This is a genomic window from Pseudoalteromonas phenolica, from assembly GCF_005876835.1.
In the GTDB taxonomy this organism is placed as follows: domain Bacteria; phylum Pseudomonadota; class Gammaproteobacteria; order Enterobacterales; family Alteromonadaceae; genus Pseudoalteromonas; species Pseudoalteromonas phenolica_B.
Window position 1 is genome coordinate 134,111 of record NZ_PPSW01000012.1, and the last position, 25,830, is coordinate 159,940.

21 protein-coding genes are annotated in these 25,830 nt (G+C 41.6%); 6 read left to right on the forward strand and 15 right to left on the reverse strand.

What is annotated here, in order from left to right; all coding sequences use genetic code 11:
* The first annotated feature begins 70 nt into the window (after positions 1–70).
* From C1E24_RS08695 to C1E24_RS08705, 3 genes are all read left to right on the forward strand, one after another.
* Positions 71–1,051, forward strand: coding sequence for an alpha/beta fold hydrolase (locus tag C1E24_RS08695; protein WP_240721971.1), 981 nt, complete (start codon positions 71–73; stop codon positions 1,049–1,051).
* Positions 1,052–1,149: 98 nt separating this feature from the next.
* A complete protein-coding gene (locus C1E24_RS08700; RefSeq protein ID WP_138480586.1) occupies positions 1,150–1,569 on the forward strand; it encodes a hypothetical protein in 420 nt (139 codons plus the stop codon).
* Positions 1,566–1,973, forward strand: coding sequence for a DCC1-like thiol-disulfide oxidoreductase family protein (locus C1E24_RS08705; protein WP_138480588.1), 408 nt, complete (start codon positions 1,566–1,568; stop codon positions 1,971–1,973). Before C1E24_RS08700 ends, C1E24_RS08705 begins: the two co-directional genes overlap by 4 nt.
* A gap of 12 nt (positions 1,974–1,985) precedes the next feature.
* Here the strand turns inward: C1E24_RS08705 and C1E24_RS08710 are convergent, their stop codons facing one another.
* The 13 genes from C1E24_RS08710 to folE2 all read right to left on the reverse strand — a co-directional run bounded on the left by C1E24_RS08710 (position 1,986) and on the right by folE2 (position 19,812).
* A complete protein-coding gene (locus C1E24_RS08710) occupies positions 1,986–2,525 on the reverse strand; it encodes a hydrolase (protein WP_138480590.1) in 540 nt (179 codons plus the stop codon).
* Positions 2,526–2,547: 22 nt separating this feature from the next.
* A complete protein-coding gene (locus tag C1E24_RS08715) occupies positions 2,548–2,847 on the reverse strand; it encodes a hypothetical protein (RefSeq protein ID WP_138480591.1) in 300 nt (99 codons plus the stop codon).
* 194 nt (positions 2,848–3,041) lie between these two features.
* Positions 3,042–3,953, reverse strand: coding sequence for an SMP-30/gluconolactonase/LRE family protein (locus C1E24_RS08720; RefSeq protein WP_138480593.1), 912 nt, complete (start codon positions 3,951–3,953; stop codon positions 3,042–3,044).
* Between the two features lie 8 nt (positions 3,954–3,961).
* Positions 3,962–6,412, reverse strand: a complete 2,451-nt coding sequence (locus C1E24_RS08725) for a family 20 glycosylhydrolase (RefSeq protein WP_138480595.1) — start codon at positions 6,410–6,412, stop codon at positions 3,962–3,964.
* Between the two features lie 3 nt (positions 6,413–6,415).
* Positions 6,416–7,378 carry a PfkB family carbohydrate kinase gene (locus C1E24_RS08730; protein WP_138480597.1) on the reverse strand — a complete coding sequence of 321 codons (963 nt, stop codon included), beginning with the start codon at positions 7,376–7,378 and terminating at the stop codon, positions 6,416–6,418.
* Positions 7,375–8,823: a sodium:solute symporter family protein gene (locus C1E24_RS08735; protein WP_138480599.1), complete on the reverse strand. Its 1,449-nt coding sequence runs from the start codon at positions 8,821–8,823 to the stop codon at positions 7,375–7,377. The genes C1E24_RS08730 and C1E24_RS08735 overlap by 4 nt, the downstream gene beginning before the upstream one ends.
* Before the next feature lie 93 nt (positions 8,824–8,916).
* Positions 8,917–9,303 carry a RidA family protein gene (locus C1E24_RS08740; RefSeq protein ID WP_138480601.1) on the reverse strand — a complete coding sequence of 129 codons (387 nt, stop codon included), beginning with the start codon at positions 9,301–9,303 and terminating at the stop codon, positions 8,917–8,919.
* Between the two features lie 10 nt (positions 9,304–9,313).
* Positions 9,314–10,789, reverse strand: coding sequence for an N-acyl-D-amino-acid deacylase family protein (locus C1E24_RS08745; protein WP_138480603.1), 1,476 nt, complete (start codon positions 10,787–10,789; stop codon positions 9,314–9,316).
* Entirely contained in the window at positions 10,789–11,661 is an 873-nt protein-coding gene (locus C1E24_RS08750; RefSeq protein ID WP_138480605.1) for a MurR/RpiR family transcriptional regulator, read from the reverse strand. Before C1E24_RS08750 ends, C1E24_RS08745 begins: the two co-directional genes overlap by 1 nt.
* Before the next feature lie 9 nt (positions 11,662–11,670).
* The gene (locus C1E24_RS08755) at positions 11,671–12,897 is read right to left on the reverse strand and encodes an amino acid deaminase (RefSeq protein ID WP_138480607.1); all 1,227 of its coding nucleotides are present in this window, start codon (positions 12,895–12,897) and stop codon (positions 11,671–11,673) included.
* A 130-nt stretch (positions 12,898–13,027) separates the two neighbouring features.
* Entirely contained in the window at positions 13,028–16,237 is a 3,210-nt protein-coding gene (locus tag C1E24_RS08760; protein WP_138480608.1) for a TonB-dependent receptor, read from the reverse strand.
* A gap of 349 nt (positions 16,238–16,586) precedes the next feature.
* Positions 16,587–18,746 carry a S46 family peptidase gene (locus C1E24_RS08765; RefSeq protein ID WP_138480610.1) on the reverse strand — a complete coding sequence of 720 codons (2,160 nt, stop codon included), beginning with the start codon at positions 18,744–18,746 and terminating at the stop codon, positions 16,587–16,589.
* Between the two features lie 175 nt (positions 18,747–18,921).
* Complete coding sequence (folE2, locus tag C1E24_RS08770; protein ID WP_138480611.1) at positions 18,922–19,812, reverse strand: GTP cyclohydrolase FolE2; 891 nt, start codon at positions 19,810–19,812, stop codon at positions 18,922–18,924.
* 280 nt (positions 19,813–20,092) lie between these two features.
* Between folE2 and C1E24_RS08775 the strand changes: the two genes are divergently transcribed.
* The 3 genes from C1E24_RS08775 (at position 20,093) to C1E24_RS08785 (ending at position 24,310) form a co-directional block, all read left to right on the forward strand.
* The gene (locus tag C1E24_RS08775) at positions 20,093–21,019 is read left to right on the forward strand and encodes an endonuclease/exonuclease/phosphatase family protein (RefSeq protein WP_138480613.1); all 927 of its coding nucleotides are present in this window, start codon (positions 20,093–20,095) and stop codon (positions 21,017–21,019) included.
* Between the two features lie 36 nt (positions 21,020–21,055).
* On the forward strand, positions 21,056–23,218 hold the full coding sequence (locus tag C1E24_RS08780) for a M3 family metallopeptidase (protein WP_138480615.1): 2,163 nt from the start codon (positions 21,056–21,058) through the stop codon (positions 23,216–23,218).
* A 183-nt stretch (positions 23,219–23,401) separates the two neighbouring features.
* Positions 23,402–24,310 carry a bile acid:sodium symporter family protein gene (locus C1E24_RS08785; RefSeq protein ID WP_138480617.1) on the forward strand — a complete coding sequence of 303 codons (909 nt, stop codon included), beginning with the start codon at positions 23,402–23,404 and terminating at the stop codon, positions 24,308–24,310.
* A gap of 23 nt (positions 24,311–24,333) precedes the next feature.
* Here the strand turns inward: C1E24_RS08785 and C1E24_RS08790 are convergent, their stop codons facing one another.
* Positions 24,334–25,005: a hypothetical protein gene (locus C1E24_RS08790; protein WP_138480618.1), complete on the reverse strand. Its 672-nt coding sequence runs from the start codon at positions 25,003–25,005 to the stop codon at positions 24,334–24,336.
* A gap of 98 nt (positions 25,006–25,103) precedes the next feature.
* Positions 25,104–25,787: a CTP synthase C-terminal region-related (seleno)protein gene (locus tag C1E24_RS08795; RefSeq protein ID WP_171040834.1), complete on the reverse strand. Its 684-nt coding sequence runs from the start codon at positions 25,785–25,787 to the stop codon at positions 25,104–25,106.
* Positions 25,788–25,830: the final 43 nt, after the last annotated feature.

The following is a 25,830-nucleotide window of genomic DNA, read 5'->3' on the forward strand; positions in this document are numbered from 1 at the left end:
CTTATTTTCACCCCTTTTTAAGCTGTGAATCGTTATACAATAATAATGATAATTTCTGGGAAGAATTTCCATGTCAAAATTTGCGCACCGCATAAAATCAAACAAAGCTCTTTTTGCTTTTTCACTCATATTATTCATCTATATCTTGCTTCGTATTGTTGCCTTTATTCAGCACCAAACCATTAAGATGCCCGGTCAATACTTCACTTATCAAAACAAACAAGTTCGATATTTATGCAAAGGTGATGATGCCCCTTTTGTTTTCTTCGAGACTGGATTTGCAGCTGACTCACAACAAAGCTGGGGCAATATTACCAAAGCATTGCCTAATGACTTTACTAGCTGTTATTACGACAGGCTGGGCCATGGTGGTAGTGATAATGTGCCTGTTACTTTTACAACAAATGAAAAATCAACACTGCAAACTGCACTGATAAAGCATATAGCTGGCAACAAGCCTGTTGTTTTAGTCGCTCACTCATATGGTGGCATTATCTCTAGAAGAACAGCAGCAAAAAATGAGATTAACTTGGCTGCACTTATCCTTTTAGACTCAGCCCATGAATATCAGCATGAAATTATGAGAGGAAAATTCGACCCAATTCCCGATTCGGTTAAAAACTTACAGTATCTCAATGCTGCATTAGGGTTATCTGATATAAAAAATATTTTCAAACATTATGACGCACCGATGCAAAAACGACTTGACCAATATTACGGCAGCTTTAGGTATGCACATGTGCTTTCAAGCTACCGACATGAAAAAGGCTTTTATACGCCTTTAGAAACGTTCGGCTATGACTTTGGCAATTTAAAAATGCTAGTAATCAGTCATGACAAACAAGCTTATGAAAATAACCCGAGATTCTTTAGCATTACCGATAAATGGCAAGCCATGCAACGAAGCATCGCTGCGCTTTCTAACAATTCTGAGCACATCATAGCAACAGGTGCGACTCATAATATTCCAGCAGATGCCCCCGACTTGGTCATCAAAAAGATTCGTGAAACTGTTGAGCTAGCAAGGAACCAAAGCATTAACAGTCTATGATGTGAGAAATGTTTGTTTACCAATCAATTGATGTATTCAAAATAGTTACACGTTAAAGTAGCCATTAAGTTTAAAGAAAATTATTTAAAGGACTCAGAGTGAATATTTTTCTCATAGTAGCCGGTTCTTTAAGTGCCCTCGCCGCACTTATGCATCTGGGTTGCATTTATTTTGGCGCGCCTTGGTATCGCTTTTTTGGTGCTGGTGAACAAATGGCAAAACTTGCAGAGCAAGGCAGTAATAAACCCGCTCTTATTACCAGTGGCATCGTGCTCATGCTTTGTATTTGGTCTGCCTATGCCTTTTCTGCAGCTGGTCTTATTATAAAGTTGCCGCTTTTAAAAACCGCTTTAATCTTGATCTCTTTAATTTACACGGCCCGGGGTGTGGCTGGATTTTTCCTTATTAACAACCCCATGGGTCGTTCAAGCGAGTTTTGGATTTGGAGTTCGGTCATTTGTTTGTCGTTTGGTTTAGTGCATTTTATCGGCTTAAAGCAACAGTGGAGTAGCTTATGAAAAAAGAGGAAATATTACTGGTTTACGATAAAGACTGTTCTGCTTGTGATAACTACTGCCAAGTCGTTCGTATTCGAGAAAGTATTGGTGAGCTCAAAATTATCAATGCCAGAGAAAGTAGCGAAGTATTAGAAGAAATTACTCAACTTGGGCTCGATATCGATCAAGGTATGGTATTAAAGATGGGTGGCGTGATTTATTACGGTGCGGATGCTATTCATTCATTAGCACTTATCAGTTCTCGATCTGGTGTTTTTAATAAATTGAATTATTGGCTATTTAAATCTAAGAGAGCTTCAGCCGTTTTATATCCGGTATTGCGTTTTTTCAGAAACTTACTATTAAAAGTATTAGGTAAAACCAAAATTAATAACCTAAATAACTCAGGAAATGATCATTTTTGATCATTTCCCGCATCATTTCACAAGCGGTAACACTTGTTTAAATACAGGATCGTTTGCGTCTTTTATCAGCTCATACAAACACATTTCAAAACTAGTGAGCTGAATGCCAGCTCGATTTAACTTAGTGAGAGCAAGCGCTTTGTTTTCATGTGTTCTAGAAGAAACACAATCTTGTACTAGCTCAACACCAAACTCTCTTTGTTTTATGCTCATCGCCGTTTGATATACGCAAATGTGAGCTTCAATACCACAAACTAGCCAGTTATCGACACTAGCAGAATCTATGGCTTGTAAAAACTCTTCACTGCCACAGCCATCAAATGTACTTTTTACAATGGCAGGAATATCAGCCAAATGCGCTTGCAGTTCAGGAATAGTTGGCCCAAGTTTTTCTGGTAACTGCTCTAAAAACACGATAGGTAAATCAAGTATTTTTGCAGCTTGTACCAGTTTTACTGTTTGCGCAATCATCGCTTCACTTTCATGCACAAGTGTTGCTAACTTCCCCTGAATATCTACAATCACTAAACCTGTGTTGTATCGATTAAGCATTTAACGCTCCTTGCAATAAACTTTAACAGCCGCCGTCAGCACTACCGCTATCGAAACTACTAGATGAGCTCGACGAATCATTTGAAAGGTTGTGAGCTGTTATACTTGCACCAGCTATGATTGTGGCGTTGGTGTTGTCAGTGCCCTTACCTACTGTTGTTGCTGTACGAGTAGACTTTTCAGGCTTTTTCAAAGTCACAATAAACAGCAATGCACTTAATGCCGCAGTCGCAATAGCATACTTCCAAGTGCCTGAAATAATGCCTATAGTGATAGCCAGTACAAAGCCAGCTAGTGCTAAAATGCGAAGAAATAGTTGCATAGTAAGCTCCTTTTATACCAATCACCTTAATTAAGTAACCTATTTAAGGATTGGTATTTTTCATTAAAAATAAGCTTTTATTATTTAAATAACTAAAAGCATACAGACACCAAATTGCGCTATTTTTTGAACAAAGTAAAGTTTATAAGAGATGTATGTTCATCCCATAATTTTTTAAGAATCCTTTCGACCAGTTAAAACAAGCGACCAACTCCGTTTACTCGTGTCATTTCTATCGCACCACGCTTTTGCATAGTCACGTACAAAGTACGACCATCTTTACCGCCGAACGCAACATTAGTTGGATATTGGCCTTTTAAAGTTATGGTTTTGATTAATGCACCTGTCGGTGAAACAACCGCTACCTGCCCTGCTCCATAACGTGCAATATAAAGATTGCCCTGTTTATCGCTGCGCATTCCATCTAATCCAAAGTCAGCAAAACTAATCAGTAATTGTTTGTTAGAAATATTACCCTTTTCGTCTAAGTCATAGCGCCATACTTTGCGCTGCACGCTTTCGTTCACATAAAGGGTTTTATTATCGGGGCTGACTTCAATACCATTGGTCGTCCCCATATTCGCTTCTAGCAAGGTGACTTGACCATCTTGGGCGATCCGCCATAAATTCCCAGTGCTATTTGCCCAGTTTGGATCGCTGGCAAACAAAATACCTTTGTCGGTAATAGCAATATCATTTGGTTGATTCATCCGACTGTCTTGGGCAAATACACGAACCAAACCAGACACGTCTTTGCCTAGTTTCAGAGCATCTGCAGACACGGTTAAAATATTATGATTAACATAATCTGCGATAAACATATTACCCGCGCTATCAAATCGGATGCCATTGCCTATTGAACCGTTTACGAGTGTAAGCAAAGGATCAACTTGATTTTGTGCTCTAACTCGCCCTATCGTGCCTTGTTTTTGGTAATTAACCGCATACAACACCCCGTTTTTATCAACTGCAGGGCCTTCAACACCTTGGGTAAAAACGCCATCAAGTACAAAGTCTTGTGTATCATATTTTATTGCTGCCACGTCATTTGCAGCAGCTCTAAAGGCTGTGCAGAACAATAAACTAGAGAAATAAATGGCTTTCATGGTTTTCCTTAATCTTGCTTTAATTCTGAATGTTGCACTGCAGCACAGTGTAAAAATAACCGACGAACAGGGTAAATGCCGGCGATAACCAATTCATCTGTTAACGCTTGTAATGCAAGTAAGCGCTCATCTAAATTTTCTGTCTGTTGCTTACCCTGACAAACCTCAATAGTGCGCTGGGTATAATTGGCAAAGCGTTGTAAATTTTCATAGGTTGTTTGTAAGGACTTTAACTTTTCGCTTTTTGCCAATAAACCTTGTTCAGCGTTTAAAGCACGCTGCCATTGCTCAAGTCGCTGCTCAATGTCTGTAAGCGCGCGGGTATTGCCAGCAATATATGCTTTTACGTGTTCTTTTAAGAAGCGTACCTCTTTACTCTCTACCGCTAAAAAATCCACAAACAAATCTAAAGGCGCTAGCTGGTGGTATTCATCGTTCAGATGTTTAATGTGATGGCGAGTGTAATAATGACTTGGCTCAAGCAATAGAGCCAGTGTGTTCAACAATGCCAAAGTTTCATCCTGCTGTTGCTTTGTAAGGTTTGGTGGTATTAACTCCGCCCAACCTGATTGTTGTTGGCTGAAGTGCAAAAGGCCAATAACTTGATCTGCATATTCACTGATCACATCTAAACGCGCATACATGTTGTCCGCTTGCTTCACTTCGGCTGGTGACCAAAGCCGTTCAGCAATGGCGAATAATCTCGGCCACACTCTCACATCAATGTTATCTTTGGTGATCATTTCACTCCACATAGTGGCCTCACCTCCTAAGATCAGGGCTTGCTGTTTTGATGAAAGAGCTGGGGCAAGAGTTATCGGCTTCGGCGTTGTTAACTCGCTGATAGTAAACGGGTAACGGCTATTGCCGATTAAAACGAAACCGGTACTTTTTGCAAAATCGAATTCAAAACTCAACGGTCCCATCCAGCTATCAAACTGAACAGCAAGGTGTTCCTCTAGAGCTAACTCAGTCTCTCGCTTTGCGAGTTGATGATGATTGTTGTTCAACTTAATTAGTACTTGCTCGCCAAGGATCAGTAATTCCCCCTTCACAGGGCTCCCCTTTAAACGCTCAATCACAAATTGTTTTGCATGACTTTTAGGGTGCGTTAAATCCACAAGCGGCGAGACAAGATGAGGGTCGTTGCGGTAGTGATAATCGGTATATTGAGGCTGATCGATATAAAACCCCGTCGACAAAACACCTTGGTAACCTGCTTTTGCCACCGCATTTAATGAATCATGGCCGCGCCAAGATTGTACCAAGATTTGTTTAGGCAGTTGAGGATGAAAAATTTCATCCCACCCAGCCATTTGGCGGTGATGTTTCGCAATAATTGGTTGGATTTTACTGTTAAAGTAATTTTGTAGATCGGCACCATTTTGTAAATTCTTACCGCTCATAAGAAGCCGGATATGTTCATCTTCCAGCCAGTGTTCAGCGTCGACTTCATCCCCCCCGATATGAAAATACTGCTCGGGGAATAATGTCACCATCTCACCTATCAGAGTATCTATAAACTCATACACTTTTGGATTCGCGATATCGAGTAAAGGCTTGAATACCCCCCAGTGACGCTCCATGTCATACGTTTTGTCTTTGGTCATCAACTGAGGATAAGCCACCGCAATGGCGCTTGCATGGCCAGGCATCCCTATTTCGGGCAACACGCGAATACCCAACAAGCTTGCGTATTCAACGACTTCTTTGATGTCTGCTTGAGTATAAAAATCGCCATCAGATGCTTTAGCAGTCAAAAGCGGATACGCTTTGCTTTCGATACGCCAGCCCTGATCATCAGTTAAATGCCAGTGAAATACGTTAAGCTTGGCGGCGGCCATTCCTTTTAACTGGCGTTTAATGGAACTTATTGGTAAAAAATGGCGCACACTGTCAATTAACAAACCTCGCCATGCAAAACGCGGGGTATCTTGAATAACCACATTAGGAATAAATACTGCGCTCTTTGCCGGGACATTTTTTTGTTGTGAATATACTAACTGCACTAACGTCGTCAACGCATGCTGAGCACCAAATACACTTTGCGCCTCAATGCGAATGCCGCGCTGATTAACAATTAGCTTATAACTTTCGTCTTCACCATATTGAGGCACGCTGAGCCCTTGCTCTTGCTGTTGAATATCAATAGTTAGGTGAGCGTTTTGCTTTTCATCTTCAAAAACAGTAAACGTTGAGTTGCCGACGCGATTAAGGTGTGACTGAAAACGCTGCAATTGAAAACGCTTTCTCTGTTCACTCATGCCCTCAATATGAACGCTTAGAGACGACTCAAGTTTGAGTGAAGATTTTTTTATATCTAACTGTTTTGGCATTGGCATTAAAGCAGCATTATCTAGGCTGGCCATGTTTAGCTTTAACGATGCTTGAGCCGAAGGTAAAAAGCAATTGAGAAACAATATGCTAAGAAAAATAAAACCAGTATGCTTACTTCGCATCTACTACTCCTCAGAAAGATATTTTGTGAGTTTATCTTTAGGCATGAGCGCACCATGGTGTTGGATCACTTGACCTGCCAGCCTATGCGCAAACTTGGCAGCATTTTCAAACGTCTCGCCTTGCAACGCTTTTACTAAAAAGCCAGCAGCAAAAGCATCGCCTGCTGCAGTGGTATCGATTATTTTTTCTTCGGCAATTTTTTTAGGGGAAGTTTCAAGGACATCATTTGGGGCAACGGCAATCACACAAGGCGCACTGCCACATCGAATAACTAGCATATCTGGGGCGAGTTCTTGGCTAAAGTGGTGCGCAATGATACTGTTTACACACTGAGTGCCGTGGACCGCGTATTCATCTTCATCCGTTAAAAACGCAACATTTGCCAATGCCATCAGTTGTTGAAACCACTTTTGTGGCGTCTCAGATTGCCATAGTGCTGCGCGATAATTATTGTCGAAAAAAATCACACCACCGTGTTGCTTGAATTGTCTTAGTGCTGCGATGAATTGTGCTCTTTGCTCTGGGCATAAAACAGCAAGTGATATTCCAGATAGATAAATGGCGTCAAACTGCTTATGTTTAAGTGCAGCTAGTAATCTACTGTCTTGATTAAAATATTGCCGCACCGGGCTATTGAGTCGATCAAACTCGAAGTGGCGCTCGCCATTTTCAGCTAATTTAACCCAGTATTGCCCCAATTTTTTATCTTGAACTGTGATTAAGTAAGGGCTTTCTAACCTTTCTTGTTGAAGGAGCAAGGCTAAATTCGAGCTGGCTTCATCATCACCGATTGCACTGGCATATTGAACAGACAGGCGTGTTTTATCTTTATTAAACTGAGATAGATACCAAGCAGTATTAAATGTATCGCCCGCAAAACTGATATCGCTATCAGCACGGTGTTCGACCATACATTCGCCAAAAAACACCATGCTTTTTATAGTGTTAAAAACTAAGCTTGTCATAATGATTGCTCGCCTATATTGGTCTCATTTGCAACGGTAATAGACTCATCATTGTGAGTTTTGGTCAATATGCTAACAAGAACGCCCAAACTTAATGCGCTGAAAACAGAGGGGATTATCGGATTACCAAAAAACGCCAGCCACTGACTATTTGCACCGACAACAATGCCCGCTAACGCCCCACCAAGCAGCGTAGCAAGTGCCCCCTGCCATGTATAGGCTTGCCAAAACCGACCTAGTAATCCCATCACGCATAAGCCACTCATGAGTATCGAAATCATCTTGGTGATATAACTCACTATATTGTCTGACCACAGTGCCAGTAACAGCGCAATGAGTATGGTGAGCAGCATAGCAACACGGGAGTATAACAATTGTTGCTTGACACTTTGTGACTGTGTACTGAAAGCGCTAAATAAATCACTCATCAACACGCTCACCCCTGCAATGGCATCTGAGCTGGCACTCGATAGTGTGGCTGAAATGCCAGCGAGCAGAATAAAACCGCCAAGCATCATAGGCAAAACTTCTAAGGCGAGATATGGAAAAGCATACGCGGCATTATCTAGTTGAGCGTTAATCAAATAAGCACTTATGCCAATCAAAGCGGGTAATAAGGCGAAAAATAAATACAAAACGCCAGAAATCAAAAATGAGCGTCGAATAGTTTTGACACTGTCCGCGGCATAAATGCGCTGACGAAAAGAAGGCGTAGCTAAAACGCCAACAAGCACCGCTAAAAACATTGAAAGTGCGGGTAAAATGCCGACATTTTGAAACGAAAAAATGCCCTGTTCAAGCACACGCTCGCTGCTATTTACCACCTCGAACCCACCGACAAACTGCACCGAGAAATAAGCCATGAGTATAAAGCCAATAAACAACACGATGGCCTGTAGGGCGTCTGTCCACACAACCGCTGAATAGCCGCCAAGAATAATAAAAACAGCTAGACCTGTACCGATTAATAATTTGGCCTGCATGGCAGTTAAATCAGTAAGCCAAGATAAATACATACCGCCACCGATGAGGTGCGCGCCCAACCAACCGATACTTGCCGCATAAATCACAATGGCGAGGGTATTTTTAACGACTCTGTGATTACCGACATAACTGGCCAACTCTTCACTCATTGTGGTAAATGCTTGCAGGCGTGCTGGTGCAAACAGCCAAGCCAAAAGCAAAATACCCGCTGCACCACCTAAACCATATAATGCCCCCGCCCAGCCGTTGTCATAGGCAAACCCGACAGCGCCCATTGATGACCCAGTTCCCACCATAGTGGCCACTGTGGTGCCAAGGGTAAGAAAAAGGGGCACTTTACGTCCAGCCAATAAGTAGTCACTGGCATTTTTTTGCTTTCGTGACGCCAACCAACTGACCAAAATCATCACCAGCAAGTAAGCCAAAAAGGCCAGCAAGAAATATAATTGGCTCTTAGACATACGTTCTCCCCAGGGGGTGTTAGCTATTCTTAATGTAACTAGGTATTAATTAACCTGATCTCTGGATAATTAATCTCTTAACCAAATCTCAGATTAATTACCTTTGTAACAAGTGACATCGACTTCGACCTTACAGTCCACCACAAGATCTGCCACCATACAGATCCGCGCAGGAGGATGCGCCCCAAATACTTCAGCAAACACTTTATTAAAAGACTGGAAGTAACGGGCATCTGTCAAAACCACTGACACATGCGTCACATGCTCAAGGCCGTAGCCCGCTTCAGTCATAATTTCAATGCAATTATTAATCACCAATCGCGACTGTTCAATAATGCCGCCTTCGACCACTTCACCGTCTTTCATCGGTGTTTGACCAGAAACTTTTAGCCAACCACCCGCTTCAACGGCTCTGGCAAAAGGTAAATGCTGACCGCCGGTGCCCGTTCCGCCTTCGGCGCCAATTCTTCTTATGCTCATAACTTCCTCGTTAATTATTTTTATGATTATGTCTTGTTAAAAAACGTCCAGCTCGGCCTTCTGGTGCATGTGCATGGCAGCACTGCATGGCATTAAAACTTTCTACACCATTAACCCAAACAGCTTGAATGCCTGAAGCACTTTGCTTTGGCTCGCTATAACTGGCGTTATCAATGATTTTTTCAGGGTCGAATAAAACCAAATCAGCAAAATAGCCTACTTCAATTTTGCCGCGCTTTTGTAATTTAAAATGCGAAGCTGGCAGCGCTGTCATTTTATGTAAAGCAAGCTCCAATGACAGTAGTTGCTCATCTCTACAATAATGCCCTAGCACTCTAGGAAATGTGCCCCACAGCCTTGGATGCGGATGAGGGTCGCAAGGAAGTCCATCTGAGCCCACCATACTATGCTCATAGCCTAGAAAAGTTTGCACATCAGACTCCTGCATACAGTGATAAACCGCACCTGCAGGTTGCAGTCGTTTTGCCGCCTCTAATTGGGTTAACTCCCATTTTTGAGCGATGTCTTTTAAATGCTGTTTTGCCATGTCAGGAAATGATTCAGACCAAGTAATGAAAATATCAGTGTCTTCATTAACTTGCTTTAAATCTAACGTACTTGAACTGGCCGCGTAAGGATAACAATCACAGCCGATGTGTTGGTGCTGTTTTTGTTGCTCAAAATGCGCAAGCACCTCTTCTGAGCGACCCCAGTTTTCTTTGCCAGCACATTTTATATGAGAAATAACCAAGGGTAATTCGGCCTGTTTTGCCGTCGCAAACGCTTCGTCCATAGCATCAATGATCCCCTGAAATTCAGTGCGTAAGTGCGTGGTATAAAGTCCATCAAACGGGGTGACAACTTTCGCCAGTTGGTTCACTTCATATTCACTGGCTTGTTTCGCATTGTAATAAGCAAGTCCGGTACTTAAACCCAATGCACCTTGCGACATTGCTCGCTTTAATAAACCCTGCATTTGTACAATTTCGCTTTCTGAGGCTGTACGCTCTAAATTATCCATCACTTGCGCACGAAGACTAATATGACCAATTAACATGGCTAAATTGACACTGGGTTTCGCCTTTGCAAATGCTTTTTGGTAGTCCTTTAACTCTGGATAAACAAACTCATTTTGCTCCCCTAATAGATTAATAGGGTCGCGTAAACCGCTTTTGACGCTGGTTGGCACTGCACTGATCCCACAATTACCTGCGATCACTGTTGTGACACCTTGACTTAACTTTGCAGGCACAGAGGGCTGCCTTAACACTTCAAGATCGTCATGGGTATGCACGTCAATAAAACCCGGTGACAACACCAGACCATCAGCGTCAATCACTTGCTTTACTTGTATTGTCAGCTTGTTAGCAATCGCAATAATGATGTCGTTTTTAACTGCAACATCGAGCTGCTCTGTGGGGTTATCTTTATCCATGAAAACGCGTGCACCACGAATGATGAAATCGGCTGAAGTGTCCACAATCATTAATCTCCCAACGGAAAGCGTTTATCAGCAGGTGGCATGTCGCTATTTTTATCACGATGAAGATCGAGTTGAATTTTAAGGCGACGTAACTTCTCTTTAGAGCGCCGCTGATTTCGCATCGCTACTTCGCTTGAGAGAATATCCAATGCGGCCATCATCACGTAACGTGCCGCACTGGGTTTGAAAATATAATCGCTTTCTTGGGTTTTAATGGGTAAGTGAAAATCAGCAAGTTGCGACAACTCACTGTCAGGGCAGACCGTAATGATGTGCGCCCCGTATTCTTTGGCAATTTTGGCCCCATCCATGACATCCGGTGATACACCACTTAATGACAAACAAATCACCACATCATCTTTGTTAACCGTAGACGCAGCCATGCGCATCATCATTGGGTCACTATGTGCATTCGCAAGCACATCGAGTCTAAAAAAACGATTTTGACACTCTTGAGCAAGCATACTGCTGCCACCACCGACACCAAAAATCAAACAATGTCTGGCATTACACACGGCACTACTGGCCTGCTCTACGACGACTTCATCGATTAACCCAGCATTGAGCTCTAAAATTTCTTGAATTGAGGTATAGACATGAGAAAGTTGTTTTTTCTCAACTATCTCTGGGTTGGTAAAGCGCTCACCAATGGCGGCTGATTGTGTTAAGCGAAACTTTAAATCACGCACATTGTCACAGCCTAAACTTTTTGCAAGGCGAGTGATACTCGCATGACTAACTTGTGCTTTGTCGGCAAGTTCATTAATAGATGCACTCGCAGCAAAGTTGAGCTCGGCTAAAATCAATTTTGCCACTTTATCTTCTGCCGGACTAAAGTGCCCTAGGCCTTCTTTTATTTTACTTATTATGTCCATTAGAAACCTTTAAAACTGTGTTGAAATCGTCTTAGCGATCACCCAGTCATGTTCAACAACCCCGATCTGGCGCCATTTATCGAACGTTAAACAAGGGTGTGAAGTTGAGAAATTGAGCATGTCGCCAACTTGTAAAACCTGCTGCTCGGGGTAGCGCAACATGCTATGTTGATCCATCATTTTTTCAATTTGAAGTTTACCAGTGCGCGTTGAAAGCACAGCTGTTTTGGGCGAATAAATCAACTCTGCTGTGGGAAAGCCCGCATCAAATGCCACATCACGTTTTCCCATCCCAATAATGGCAAGACCCGGCTCGGGCAGTGATAACACATAGGCCCAGACACTTAAGCTAGACTGAAGGCTACCATCAATATCACATGCCAACTGGCTTCTTGATAGCACCGCTTGTTGAGCCTGATGATAGATACCTGTGTCATGGATTAAATAACAGCCGGGGCGCAGCACAACTCTGAACTTGTCTGCAAATTCATGCTCTGAAAGTGTTTTTGCAACTATGTCGTACCAAGCTGAGCCTGCACCTGTAATAATAGGAGCATGCGAATCAAAGCCTCCACCTGCCGCTATGCGCTGCGAAAGTGTAATAACGTCGTTTACAAAGTCTGCCACTTGCTGCTCAGGGCGCTCACCGCTGACAACCCCTTCATAAAATGCCAGACCCATTAAATTCAAACTTGAAAATTGTTTACAGGTCGAGACCAAACTTGAAATATCCTTTGCTGAACGTAATCCGCAACGCCCCCCCTTTATACCTACTTCAAGTAAGATGTTGAGGGTTAAATTGCGTTCAGCGAAAAATGCGCCAAGCGCTCTTAAATTTTCTTCAGAATCGGCAAAACAATAAAATTCTAATGATGTTGATGATAGCCAATGTGCAACTTGCTCAAAATGAAACTGACCCACTAACTGATTCGCCATAATGATACGAGATATACCCGCTTCAATCGCGCAGCTGACCTGTGGAATGGTGGCTAATGTGATCCCCCAAGCGCCTGCTTCGAGTTGCTGTGTAAACAATTCTGTCGACATGGTAGTTTTACCATGAGGTGCAAGTAACATGTTATGTTTACTGGCAAACTCTGACATCCATTTGGCATTTTGCTGTAGTTTTTGCAGCTGAATAACGGCAACAGGCAGGCTCACTTGCTCTTGTAAAATATCCCAACCTGCGGCTTCTAGTTGCTCATTGCAACCACTGCCTTTAATAAGTTCCGACACTGTCACCCCCTTGCACCATTCAATAAATTATGCTTTCAAAATTCTTTGAATGCTTTTCATAAAATAAAAATTAAACTTTTAGCGATAAAAATACCAGCTCTGCTAGCAACAGAGCTGGTAGCTGAATGACTTAGAAAGTCGCGCGTACACTTAGCGCATAGCGTCTATCGGTTGTAAAGTTAAGTGCTTGAGTTCTTGTGCCAGCCTGATCCATTTGATATTGGGTCTTGGTCTCTGTATCAAGTAAGTTACTTGCTTCAAAGCCCACTTTCCAATTGTCGTTAATGGTGTAGTAAATACTCGCATCCATCATACCCGTTGCTTCAGCATACGCCGGAACGTACTCTTCTGATTCACGCAGAGTCAATAAGTATTCTGAGCGCCATGTATAAGCAACACGCATAGAAATCTTATCAAATTCGTACATACCAACGATGTTCAGATTTGTATCTGAGTAGCCCTGCAGCGGTAAACCACTAAAGACTCTGAAAGTGTTACGGTTATCTGTGATTGGGTCGCCATTTTCGTTAAACGCCAATGTACCCGCTGATACCTCATTCGGGTCTTCTAAGCCGTCTTGATCAATATAGGTAAAGTTAAACTGTAAACCTAAGCCGCTCCAAGCACCCGGTAACATGTCATAAAACTGAGAGTAAGAGAATTCTGCACCTTGAATATTACCCGAACCAGTATTAGCAGGCCCGTATGCAGAAATGTCGTATTCTTCACCATTAAAAGTGACATCCATGTCAAATGCACGTTTGCGAATGATGTTATCGAGTTTCTTATGGAATAAACCAAATGTGATATAACCTGCGTCGGCAAAATACCACTCAGTGGTTAAGTCTAAGTTGACCGCTTCTTCAGGTTCGATGTTTGGGTTACCAGATAATGCCGTAACTTCTATGTCATCAATAGCCACAACCGGGTTATTGGCTTCATCGTAATCGGCACCTGGCGTTTGTAATCTGCGTGTGTAATCAAGATTAATGATGCTGATGTTTCGAGCATCCACTAGACTTGGGTAATACAATGCTTTTGATGCACCAAAACGCACAACCACATCTTCAGTGACACCAAAGCTTAAATTTAGGCTTGGTAGAATGGTGCTGTAATCCGTGCCATTGACGGTACTTAGCTGTGACTCACCATTAGCGAGATCATAATAACGCTTGTACTCTGCTTGCTGCATCACCGTATTTAACGATGTACCTTCATCACCACGTTTAATCGTCGCTGGACGCACGACTGCGCCAGTTGATTGCAGTTGATAGTTGACGTAACGAAGACCCACATTACCCACTACTGGGATATCATTTAGTTCAAAGTCAAAGTCACCTCTTACGTAAAACTCGGTGCGTTTTTCATTACTTGCACTGATATTGTGCGCAGCAAATGGTCCTTCAACACGGTCTGCTTTGTCTTCATAAGGTACATAGGTGCCAGAACAAACACCATTGTTTGCTGCACTATTAGTCGCGTTGTGCCAACCGTCTTTACATCCCTGGCGTAAAGAGTTCGCATAATCTCTTACTAAGTCCATTTTCGGAAATAAGAAATTATTTACGTTCCCCACCAACACTTGACCGTTGTAATAGTCACCAAAATCAACGCGCTCAAACAGCTCTGGACGATTAATTGCAGAAGCCGCATTGCGGTCATCTTGATTCCAAGGAGTACCAATTGCAGACCAACCTTCATAAGCGGTGTCACGGACGGTTAAATCTTTATCAGACATGTATGCGCCGGCACTAATACTCGTAAAATTACCGTCTAATTCATATTTAAAGTCGATTTTGTAGCTATCCGCTTCGGCTGTATTGTGTTCAACCTGCTCCATACCACTGCCTAAAAATAGGTTTGGCACAGGACCATTCCAATCTTCATTTGGTGACCAGCCTGCAGTCATGATGTTGTCGCTTAAAAACTCAACTGTTGGTCTGCTGCCACGCATATCTAAGAAATAAGGAGAAACCACATGCACATGGTTGCCTCGTGTCTGACCTGACATGCTGTAATCTTGACGATGCTTTTCTGAATCAATCATTTGATAATCAAAGTCGATTGTGAGCCTATCAATCGGTTTCAAAGTCAGCTTGAATGATGTGTCGTTTACTGTATTTTCATTGTAGTTCCAACGACTGCGATAGAAAAATGGCGTTTCAGGACTGACACCTAGTGCGATACCTGAAGTGACAAAGTTATTGCTGGTTGTTAGAGGGTAACCATTGGCTGCATCATCTTGCCAATTTTGTGATGAGCCCATAAACCCCTTAAAGCCTTGTGCTGCCTGACCAATTTGACGCTCATTCCATTCTAGTGACGCTTTTGAGCGAATGTGTTCAATGGTTGCCACTATGGTTTCATCATCATTTGCCCACTGTAATGACGACGTTAAACCTTGTCGTTTACGGTCGTTATCTGCGGTGCTCATGTGTATTGCCACAGGCACATGCCAAACACTGCCTGCAGGTTGACCAGGTAGTGCTGGACCGTCAACCGGTGATGATGGATCAACGCCGGTGATCCCACCCCACTGATCTAAGGTTGGTACAAATGAATCACCACGCGAATGGAAATTACCTAGACCAACGCCATCACCACGAGTTTGATATTCAGATTGAGATGCGGCAATCAAGAAGCCAAATTTGCCCGAATTGGTGTCCCAAGTATCAGAAAAAAGCGCAGAAAAAGAAGGGGTTGTTTCACCTCTAAAATCACCATAATTGGCTTTAGCATTGACTGAGATTAACTGCTCATCAGAATCGAATGGCTTGCGAGTAAGCAAGTTTACAGTGCCCGATATACCGCCAGAAATCAGATCTGCAGTTTGGTTTTTAACAACTTCAACGGCACCTAATAACTCAGCAGGAAAATCTTCATAGCTTAACCCGCCATTAGGATTAGCACTGAATGCATCACGACCGTTTACTTCTGAACGCACTCTATCTAAACCACGAACTAAAACGCCCGTTCCTTCGTCAGCATAATGCTTCGGATCGTCTGAAGAAGCAAAACGTTCAATGGTTACACCAGGTACACGCTGCAATGCTTCTGTCACCGATTTATCAGGTAATGCGCCAATATCGGATGCAGTGATCACATCTTTAACGGTATCAGCAAAGCGCTTAATGTTTTGTGCACTGTTAATACTGCCACGAATACCACTGACTTCAATGACTTCGATTTTCTCATCCTTTTTGGCAGCGCTGTCATTTTCAGCCGACGCATTCGCAGCAACAAAAAGTGGGCTTAATCCCATTAACGCATAAGTAACGGCAAGGCTTAACCTTGTTCGTTTATTTTGATTGTTTCCTGTATCGATGACTAGTTTTGACATTTTTATAATCTCTTTTTTCATAAACCAGTGAGCAAGTAATACAACTACTCATACCAAATTAACGATTGGTATAACGTACCCCTTGAATTTAAGGCAAAGATTACATTGTCTTATGTAATGATATTTGCCCGCTCAGTTATTGATGTTACTTTTTAACTTAAAACTAAAAAACAACCGTTACTTTTTAACATAGGTACAATTAATGTAAAGTAATTTTTGTTAAAAATTAATCAGTTTGATAGCTATAAAATTTGAGACGAGTAGACAGGATTAAAGGTAAGTTATTGTTATATAATAAAAAGCGCTCACAAAATATGAGCGCTTTTCTGAATAAACTAAGGACTAACTGTTATTTAACAATGTTCATTTCTTTTAGTAGGTTTTGTGCATTATCTACTTTGTCCATTACCCAAAGCATATAACGTGAGTCTACGTGGATAGAGCGATTTAGGTTTGCATCATAATCCCAGTCACCTATGATACTTTCGTACACACCGTCGAATAATAAGCCAACTAGTTCAGCTTTACCGTTCAGTGTTGGTGAGCCTGAGTTACCACCCGTTGTATCTACATTTGATAAGAAGTTAACAGGTACTGTGTTCATGCCACCAGTGTATGCACCGTAAAGTTTTTGTTTAATTAATTCATTTTGTTTCTCTGGCGAATTGAACGGCTCAACACCGGTGTTTTTAGCTAATAAGCCTTCAAGAGAAGTAAATGGTGTCGCCACTAGACCGTCTTGTGGTGAATATCCGCCAACGGTACCGTAAGTAACACGTAATGTGCTGTTTGCATCAGCATAAACTGGTTTACCTAATGACTTATTATACGCAATGATGGCTTCCATTAATGCCGGGCGAGCTGCTTGCTGTTTACCCGCAAGCTCCTTGTCTTGATCTTCAATTTGCTTCATCACAGTAAAAATAGCTTTGGCATATTGAACGAATGGATCTGCACTTGCATTAATTTGTGAGAACTCAAGATCTGCCATCCATAAACGGGCTTTTTCATCAGCCAGTTTTGAGTTTGCATACATGTCATCTAGCAATGCTTTTTGTTTCGCTTTATTAAAGCCATTAGTTAGATTGAATGCTTTATCAACTTCAACTAAACGCTCTGACTTTGGCAATGCAGCATAAAGCTCTAAGAAGTGAAGTAAGATGGCCTTGTCTACCGTTTCATCATAACGGCGGCTCATACTCTTAAGGCGCGCTTGAATTCGTGGTAAGTCACGCTCTTGATAGCCGCGCTCACGCTCTGCATCTGGCTTTTGCTTTTCAACTGCTAAACGGTAAAGCATACGTGCCGTAGAAATCATTTGTGAACGGTGCACATAACCTAGCATACGGTCACGTTGATTATGCGCTTGAGATTCAGCAACTAGCTTATTCAGATCAGTTAACACTGAACCATATTTTGCTTTACGATCGCTATTGGCATTGATCCAAGCCGCTAAGTCTTGTTCGAACTGTTGCTTACGCGTATACATTGAGCCTTTTTTGAAGCTCTCAATCATAGAACCATAGTTCTTGATGTAATTGTTGTAACCTGCAATGGTGCTCTCGTAAGCAATGCGCGCTTGAGACCCTTCAGGTGCATTTTCTTCAATTAGTTCAACATACTTAGAGTTGTGCTTTCGTGCTAACGGGTAAGCTGTATTGAACACGTAATCAACTTCAGTCGCAATACGGTAACGGTTAGTACGGCCCGGATAACCGGTTACCATTACAAAGTCACCTTCTTGAACGCCCTTGGCACTCACGCTTAAGAATGAGTCAGATGCAAATGGTACATTGTCTTTTGAATACTCAGCAGGTTTACCGTCTTTGCCTACGTATGCACGATAGAAAGCAAAGTCACCTGTATGACGTGGCCACATCCAGTTATCGATATCGCCACCGTATTTACCAACACCCATCGCTGGCGTGTAAGCTAAACGTACATCTTTGATTTCAAGAGATTTAATTAAGTAGTACTCAAGACCACCGTGGAAGGTATAGACATTACAACGGTAGCTACCGTCAGCTTCACACTCAGCTACAAGGGCTTTGCGGTTTTTATCAATTGCTTCGTAACGTGCTTTACCCGATAGACCATCTGTACCTTGGTTTACTTGTGCTGTCACATCCGTCACTTCTTCAGTTACATAAACGCGTGAGCCCGGTGCTGCAGGTAAATCTTCTGATGGTGTTTTCGCTAAGAAGCCATTTTCTAAAATATTGTTATCAGTTGTCGAGTTGTACTGAATTGAACCATAAGCACAGTGGTGGTTTGTAACCACAAGGCCTTTTGGTGATACAAATGATGCTGTACACCCACCTAGGCTGATCACGGCATTCATTGGGAATTCTGTTAGTTTAGAGATCGATTTAACGTCAATTTCTAACCCTTTTTGTTTTAATACAGACTCTAATTCAGGTAATTGATGTGGTTGCCACATACCCTCGTCAGCAATCGCAAAGTTGCTTGCTGCAAGCACAATCGCGGCTGTTAATGCTTTAATACGCATGATTTCCCTCAATATTATAATTGCTGAATTTCTATTTTTGTTAGATTCAGCTGCTTGTTAGTGTTTTCACTTATCCCCAAAGGGAAAGAATCGGGTACTTTAATGTGCGCACCTAAAATAGCAATTGTTTGCGGTACGCTCTGGTTATTAAATTGTTTCAATTTATGAATAACAGTTAAAATTTACTGTCATGCACAACGGCATTATGCGCATGTAAACTCTCTTGGTGCTCGATTTTAAACTGGTAGTTTGTCACTGAATTCATTGACTCAAGCGTCGCTTTCAATCTTCTGGCTGCATCTTCGCAAAACATCAAATTCTCCGCATTAAGTGCGGCAAAAGCTTGTTCATCCTCTCGTTTAACAGCGGTTTGTACCGGTGTGCCAATACTTTGCTCAAAAAGTGTCACCAAATCAGCAAGTTTAGGAAATACTGACTGAGCTAGTGAAAACTGAATGTAGGCATACGAACGTTGGCTATGCGGAGTTGCAATTGAGCCCTCTTTGCTCTCCAACCAAGCTTTTAATTGTGCCTTATCAATTTGAGTCTGCTGCGAGAACTTAGCTTCTACCGCATCACTTAATAATTGCCTTGATAACGCGGCAGAACATGGGCAAGTGCTGCTGTAAGGTATTGTCAAAGATACATTAATTTGCATTGATTGCTGACTTTGTACTGCCTCTATTTCAATTGGATAGGCATTATATCCGCTGTTACTGCTTAACAAAGCAGGCTTTAGAATAGGTAGTTCAAACTTTAGATTTAGCTTTGCTTGCTGGCTTAAGCCTTTTTGCGAACTCAGCATCGCATCCATCATAGCTGTAAGTGTTTGCTGATTAAATTCTTGCCCTGCAATATACTCATTCAGTAGTAAATATAAACGCGACATATGAATGCCTTTTGCGTCACTGTCTAAGCTCACAAACAAGTCTGCTTGCCCATTGACTGCAGTATAATTTTTATTAACTTCAATGAGTAAAGGCACAGATATCTGCTCCATACCTACCCACTTCAAATGTATAGGAAACTCTTTATTCTGATTCGAAGTGATATCAGGTAGCAGCATTATTTTTATCTCCGACGATTATTTTTGGTCCAACATTGCTATCCATACAACGTGCTCTAAATGCTTTTAAAGATTTTCAAAGCTGAACTATTGGAAGTCTGTGGCATATCGGCAAATGTCTTTCCGAAGAAATTTCGGTTTTAGCAAAGGCATATCCAGAACATGACGTTTTGGTCTTACCACTTATCGTACACCTCTGCCATTTAACGCAATAAAGATTGCATCAATTAATGTTACTTTATAACATATCACAATATTCAAGTTTTTCAGAAGCACGTTGATGAATAAATTTTTCAAGCACTCACTTTTTACTTGTTGCGCCACTATCGCACTCAGCGCATGCAGTACGGTTACTAATCCAGAAGAATCACTGGTGGTTGCTACATGGAATATTGAACATTTGGCTGAGAATAATGGCCAAGGGTGTAAAGCGCGCAATGAAACTGACTATGAAAAACTGAAGGAATATGCAAGTAACCTAAAAGCAGACGTTGTAGCATTACAAGAAGTTGAATCAGCCAAAGCAGTTTCGCGTATCTTTCCTGAAGATGAGTGGCAAATAGTCATCTCAGACCGCCCTGATTCTCAAACTTATACCTGTAGAGAAAGTGGCCTGACATCGACACAGCAAAAAACTGCTTTTGCGGTAAGAAATTCACTGAAAATAGACAGTGTTGAACAACTAAAAGCCATTGCGATACCTCGACCGGGTTTAAGGCAGGGGATAAAGTTAACTATTCAACATGCAGATGAAAAGCTTCACATCGTCAATCTTCACCTTAAAAGCGGTTGCTTTGTGGATGATTACCTAGACTCTGATAGAGAGTCTTGTGCTGTTCTTGCTCAACAAGTAAAGGTTCTTGATGACTACTTAGAATCTCAGCCACTAAATCAAGAAAGTTGGATTGTGTTAGGTGACTTCAATCATAGACTGGCGAACCCTAACAATCGCTTCAGAAAAGATCTATTTCACTCACCGGGTTTATTTGCTGGCACTAGCTTACCTAACAAGCAATTACAAAACCTCACTGACGGCAAAACCGGCTGTCATCCGAAATACCCAGCGCCAATTGACCATATTTTTATCTCAAGTGCTTTAAGCACTCAATACAACCATGAGTCTTTAAAGTTTCATTATTTCGACAATATGAATATTGACGACATGTTAAGTGACCATTGTGCTTTAAGTGCACGCTTTTCCTTTTAACCATCTTAGTTTTAAACACATAAATAGAGAAAAACAATGAAAACACTGATCGCTACCGCTATTAGTTCAGCACTTTTATTAAGTGCTTGCTCAGAGCCAAGCAATACAACAACAAATAACACTGCGCAAAATGAGCAAGTTTCTGCTTCAATTGAAAGTACAAACCCACTTTTTGTGAAAAGCCCTTTGCAATTTCAAACACCACAATTTGATTTAATCAAAGACGAGCACTTTGTACCTGCTTTCGAGCAAGGCATGAAAGAGCAACTTGCTGAGATTGATGATATTGTGAATAACACTGAAGCACCTAGCTTTGAAAATACCATTGTTGCGATGGAAAAAAGCGGTGAGCTACTGACTCGTGCAAGTCGTATTTTCTTCAACTTAAACGGTACTGATTCAAACGACGCACGCCGTGCTATTCAAACAGAAATGGCACCAAAGTTTGCGGCACATGGCGACAATATCAACTTAAATAAAGCGCTTTTCGAACGAGTTGAAGCGGTTTATAACCAACGTGCTGCACTTAACCTAACCGCTGAAGAAAAGCGACTCGTAGAAGTGCTTTATAGAGGCTTTGTTCGTTCAGGTGCGAAACTAAACGAAAACCAAAAAACGCGTATTCGAGAAATCAATAAAGAACTTTCTACAATTGGTACTCAGTTCAGCCAGAACATTATGGCGCTGATTAAAAACAATGTCGTTATTGTTGAAGGTAAAGCACATCTTGCTGGTCTGTCTGATGCGCAGATCGCTTCACTTGCAACTGCTGCGGCAGAAGCGGGCCATGATGGCAAGTACCTTATCAAAATCACGAATACGACACGTCAACCAATTCTTGCCTCTTTAGAGAATCGTGACCTTCGTGAGAAAGTTTGGCGTGCATCTGCTGAGCGTGCTCTGACAGGTGAAAACAGCAACGCTGATATTGTGCCTACCATCACTAAATTACGTGCTGAACGCGCTGCACTATTAGGCTATGACAGTTATGCGCACTTTGGCCTTGAATCACAAATGGCAAAAGAGCCACAAGCTGTGCTAGATATGCTTTCAAGCATGGTACCTGCGCTTCTTCAGAATGTAGATGCGGAAGCCGCTGCAATTCAGGCTAAAATTGATGCCTCTGGCGAAAACTTCAAACTAGCACCTTGGGACTGGTTCTTCTACGCAGAGCAAGTACGTAAAGATAAGTACAACCTAGATGAAAATGCGGTTAAAGAGTATTTCGAATTTAATCGTGTACTGAAAGATGGTGTGTTCTTCACTATGAACCGTTTATACGGCATCACTTTCAAGCCGCGTCCAGACTTACCGGTTTATCATGAAGACGTAGAAGCTTATGAACTATTAGACGAAGACGGCTCTAGCCTAGCTATTTTCTACGCCGACTATTTTGCACGCGAAGGTAAGCGTGGTGGTGCATGGAAGAGTGCTTTTGTTAAACAGTCTGGCCTAGACAATCAGCGTCCTGTGATTGTGAATGTAATGAACATTCAAAAAGCCCCTGAGGGTGAACCAACGCTTATCAGTTACTCAGAAGCGACCACTATTTTCCATGAAATGGGCCACGGTGTTCATGGCATGTTATCTCAAGTGAAATACCCTACTCTTTCAGGTACTTCTACATCTCGTGACTTTGTAGAGTTCCCTTCTACCTTCGAAGAAGACTGGGCAATGTATCCTGAAGTTATTGCAAACTATGCAAAGCACTACAAAACGGGTGAGCCAATTCCAAAAGATTTACTTAAAAAAGTGATCGAGTCTCGTAGCTTCAACCAAGGCTTCGATACATTTGAATATGTTGCAGCTGCACTGCTAGATATGGAATGGCACTCATTACCAGCTTCTGCGCCAAAACAAGATATTGTTAAGTTTGAGCAAGCTGCACTTGAAAAACATGACGTAAACATTGATTACATCCCGCCTCGTTATAAATCGGCGTACTTTAATCACTCAATGGGTGGTTATGCAGCAGGTTACTACGCATACATGTGGAGTGAAATTTTAGCGGCTGATGCGTATGCGTATGTGCAAACGCAAGGTGGTTTAAACCGTAAAATTGGTCAGAAGTATCGTGAGAATATCCTTGAAGTAGGCAACACTCGTGACCTTATGGAATCTTACAAAGCATTCCGCGGACAAGAGCCAACGACTGAAGCGTTACTTAAGCGCCGTGGTTTATCGGTGACCGTTAACTAATTCAACATCATAACCAATTAAAGCAACTAGGTATTGTGCTAAGGTCACTTTCAACCTAGTTGCTTTTTTAGCATTATTTCCAATATATTCAAATACATTAAGCACATTTGTTGATGTGTGCTTTTGCTATATCAATCACCAATATTAATAGGTAGTATGAAATAAAAAACACATCCAACTACGATGCATCTATCACTTCAACTTTTTCCTCTGTGGGCTGTTATCTGCTCTATTATTGCTTACTTTAACCCTAGCCTGTTTACAGGTTTTAAATCGAGTATTGTGCCGCTGTTAATGTTTATCATGCTAACGATGGGTTTAACGCTAAAACCAGCGGACTTTAAACGGGTCGTTGAAAATAAAAAAGCAGTAGGGCTCGGTCTAGTTTTACAATTTACGATTATGCCAGTCACCGCATTTTTGCTCAGCCAACTATTTGCATTGAACACTCATATGCAAATTGGTATGGTGCTTGTTGGTGCTGTTGCCGGTGGCACCGCAAGTAATGTGTTGTGTTATTTAGCAAAAGGCGATGTTGCTTTGTCTGTCACCATGACAGCAGTCAGTACTTTAGCTGGGGTTATCATGACACCGCTTTTAACAAGCCTTTTGATTGGTCAGAATGTTGATATTCCTATACTTTCGATGCTGAGTAGTTTGGCTAAAATTGTCTTATTACCTCTTTTAACTGGCATTGCGCTCAACTACACCTTTTCCAATGTTATTGCGAAGATACAAAGCAAATTGCCAATAATTGCCATGTTGGCAATCATTTTTATCATCAGTATTATCGTTGCGTTAAATCAACCAAAGCTGCAAAGCTTGAGCCTATTAATTGTGGCAGCTGTGGTTATTCATAACCTTATCGGGCTAGCATTAGGTTATTGGGCACCGAAAAAATTAGGATTTAACGAGCAGGTTTGTCGCACAGTGGCATTTGAGGTGGGTATGCAAAACTCAGGCTTGGCAGTGGCGCTTGCGATTAAATTTTTTACCCCAACTGCGGCCATTGCGGGTACGCTATTTTCAATTTGGCATAATATCAGCGGTTCAATCTTAGCCGGATATTGGCAAAGAAAGCGCGCCGATTAAAGCGCGCTAATTCGACTTAAATATTACTTTTCTTGAAAGTCTTCAGCTTCATAATAAAGCGGTTTTAACGTACCGCAATTTACAAATTTATAAGTAAGCTCGCTTTCTTTCGGCACGCGCTTCGATGTTCTGAATTTTTGCAAGCAAGCCCCTGTCATATCAATATGAATCAAGTGACTGAAGCTAGGGGCTTTTTGAATTTTATGAATGTATAAACGTTCATTGCCTTTTATATCCACATAATCATATTCTTGCCACTGAGAAGAATCTTGCAACTCTTTAAACTCTCTCGCATAAAGCTTTTCCGTAAACTCTATAGTGCGGTTTGCATAAAAAAGACTCCCCCCCCTATCGAAATGCCCCATATAGACATCGGCAGTGACCGTAATTTCTTCACCTCGAAGCAAACGCTGGATGTTAAATGCTTGCGGTTTAATCGTTACCAGTTCCGCATCTTTGACTAGATTTAAAAAAGCAACATCAGGGTTTTTAATTTCATACACAACTTGAAGGTCATGGGGCATACGATAACCAGACATATTCATAGCATAAATATTTGAGCCTTTATTAACCAGCACCATAGGATGCTCAGCATGATATCCAGGATCTAACGGTTCTGGCTCTGGCTTTTTTTCTTCTTCGGCAATGACAGCAGATGTAAAAAGTAAACCCAGTAACAAATAAACTAATCTCATATTACTTCTCTTTAACCTTATGATTAAAAAGCAGTATAGCAGTTGAGATTGGTAAATATGATGATAGAGCAATAATATTTTTATTACTCTGTTTTAAGCTAACCTAGGCAAGCATTTAGAAAGGCTTTGATAATTGGGTGTTGCTTATTCTGTAAAGCGCTTCGCTCCGGCTGAAAAGCCGTACCAATAAAGAATGGGTGAGATTGCAGCTCTAACGACTTTGGGTCGCCATGATGGTCAACACTGCTAAAAAGCAAATCACTTTCGGCAAACAAGCTCAGGTATTTTGGATTCACACCAAAGCCACAGTTAAATTCTTCTGTAATTTCACTCTGCTCGTATAAATGTCTTATTTTGCAACCTTCTTTTAGAGCAATACCTTTTTGCTCGTTATTTAAACGGCATACTAAAGCACTGATCAGAGGCATGGGTGTTTCTAAATTCACTTCTGCATTACCCGCTTGTTCATACCCTAACGCATTTCGAGCAAACTCTAGCGCGGCATGTTGGTAACCCGCACAAGTACCCAAAAATGGTTTTTTATTCTCACGAGCAAAACGGATCACAGACAAAACGTTTTCCATATTATCATAAGGGCTTTTCGGTACACACCAAATGCCATGGAACTGAGATAAGCCTTTTAAGTCAACCTCTGATGAATGAATCCAATAATACTCCACCTTCTGAGACGTATTTAATTTCAATGCCTTAGGAATCGCTTGGTGGGCAAGGACTTGTGAGTCGAAGTCTCCGATTAAAGCAATTTTCAATATCTCGTGCATTGACTGTCCTTTAAGCAATAACAAATACATAAATTAACCAATT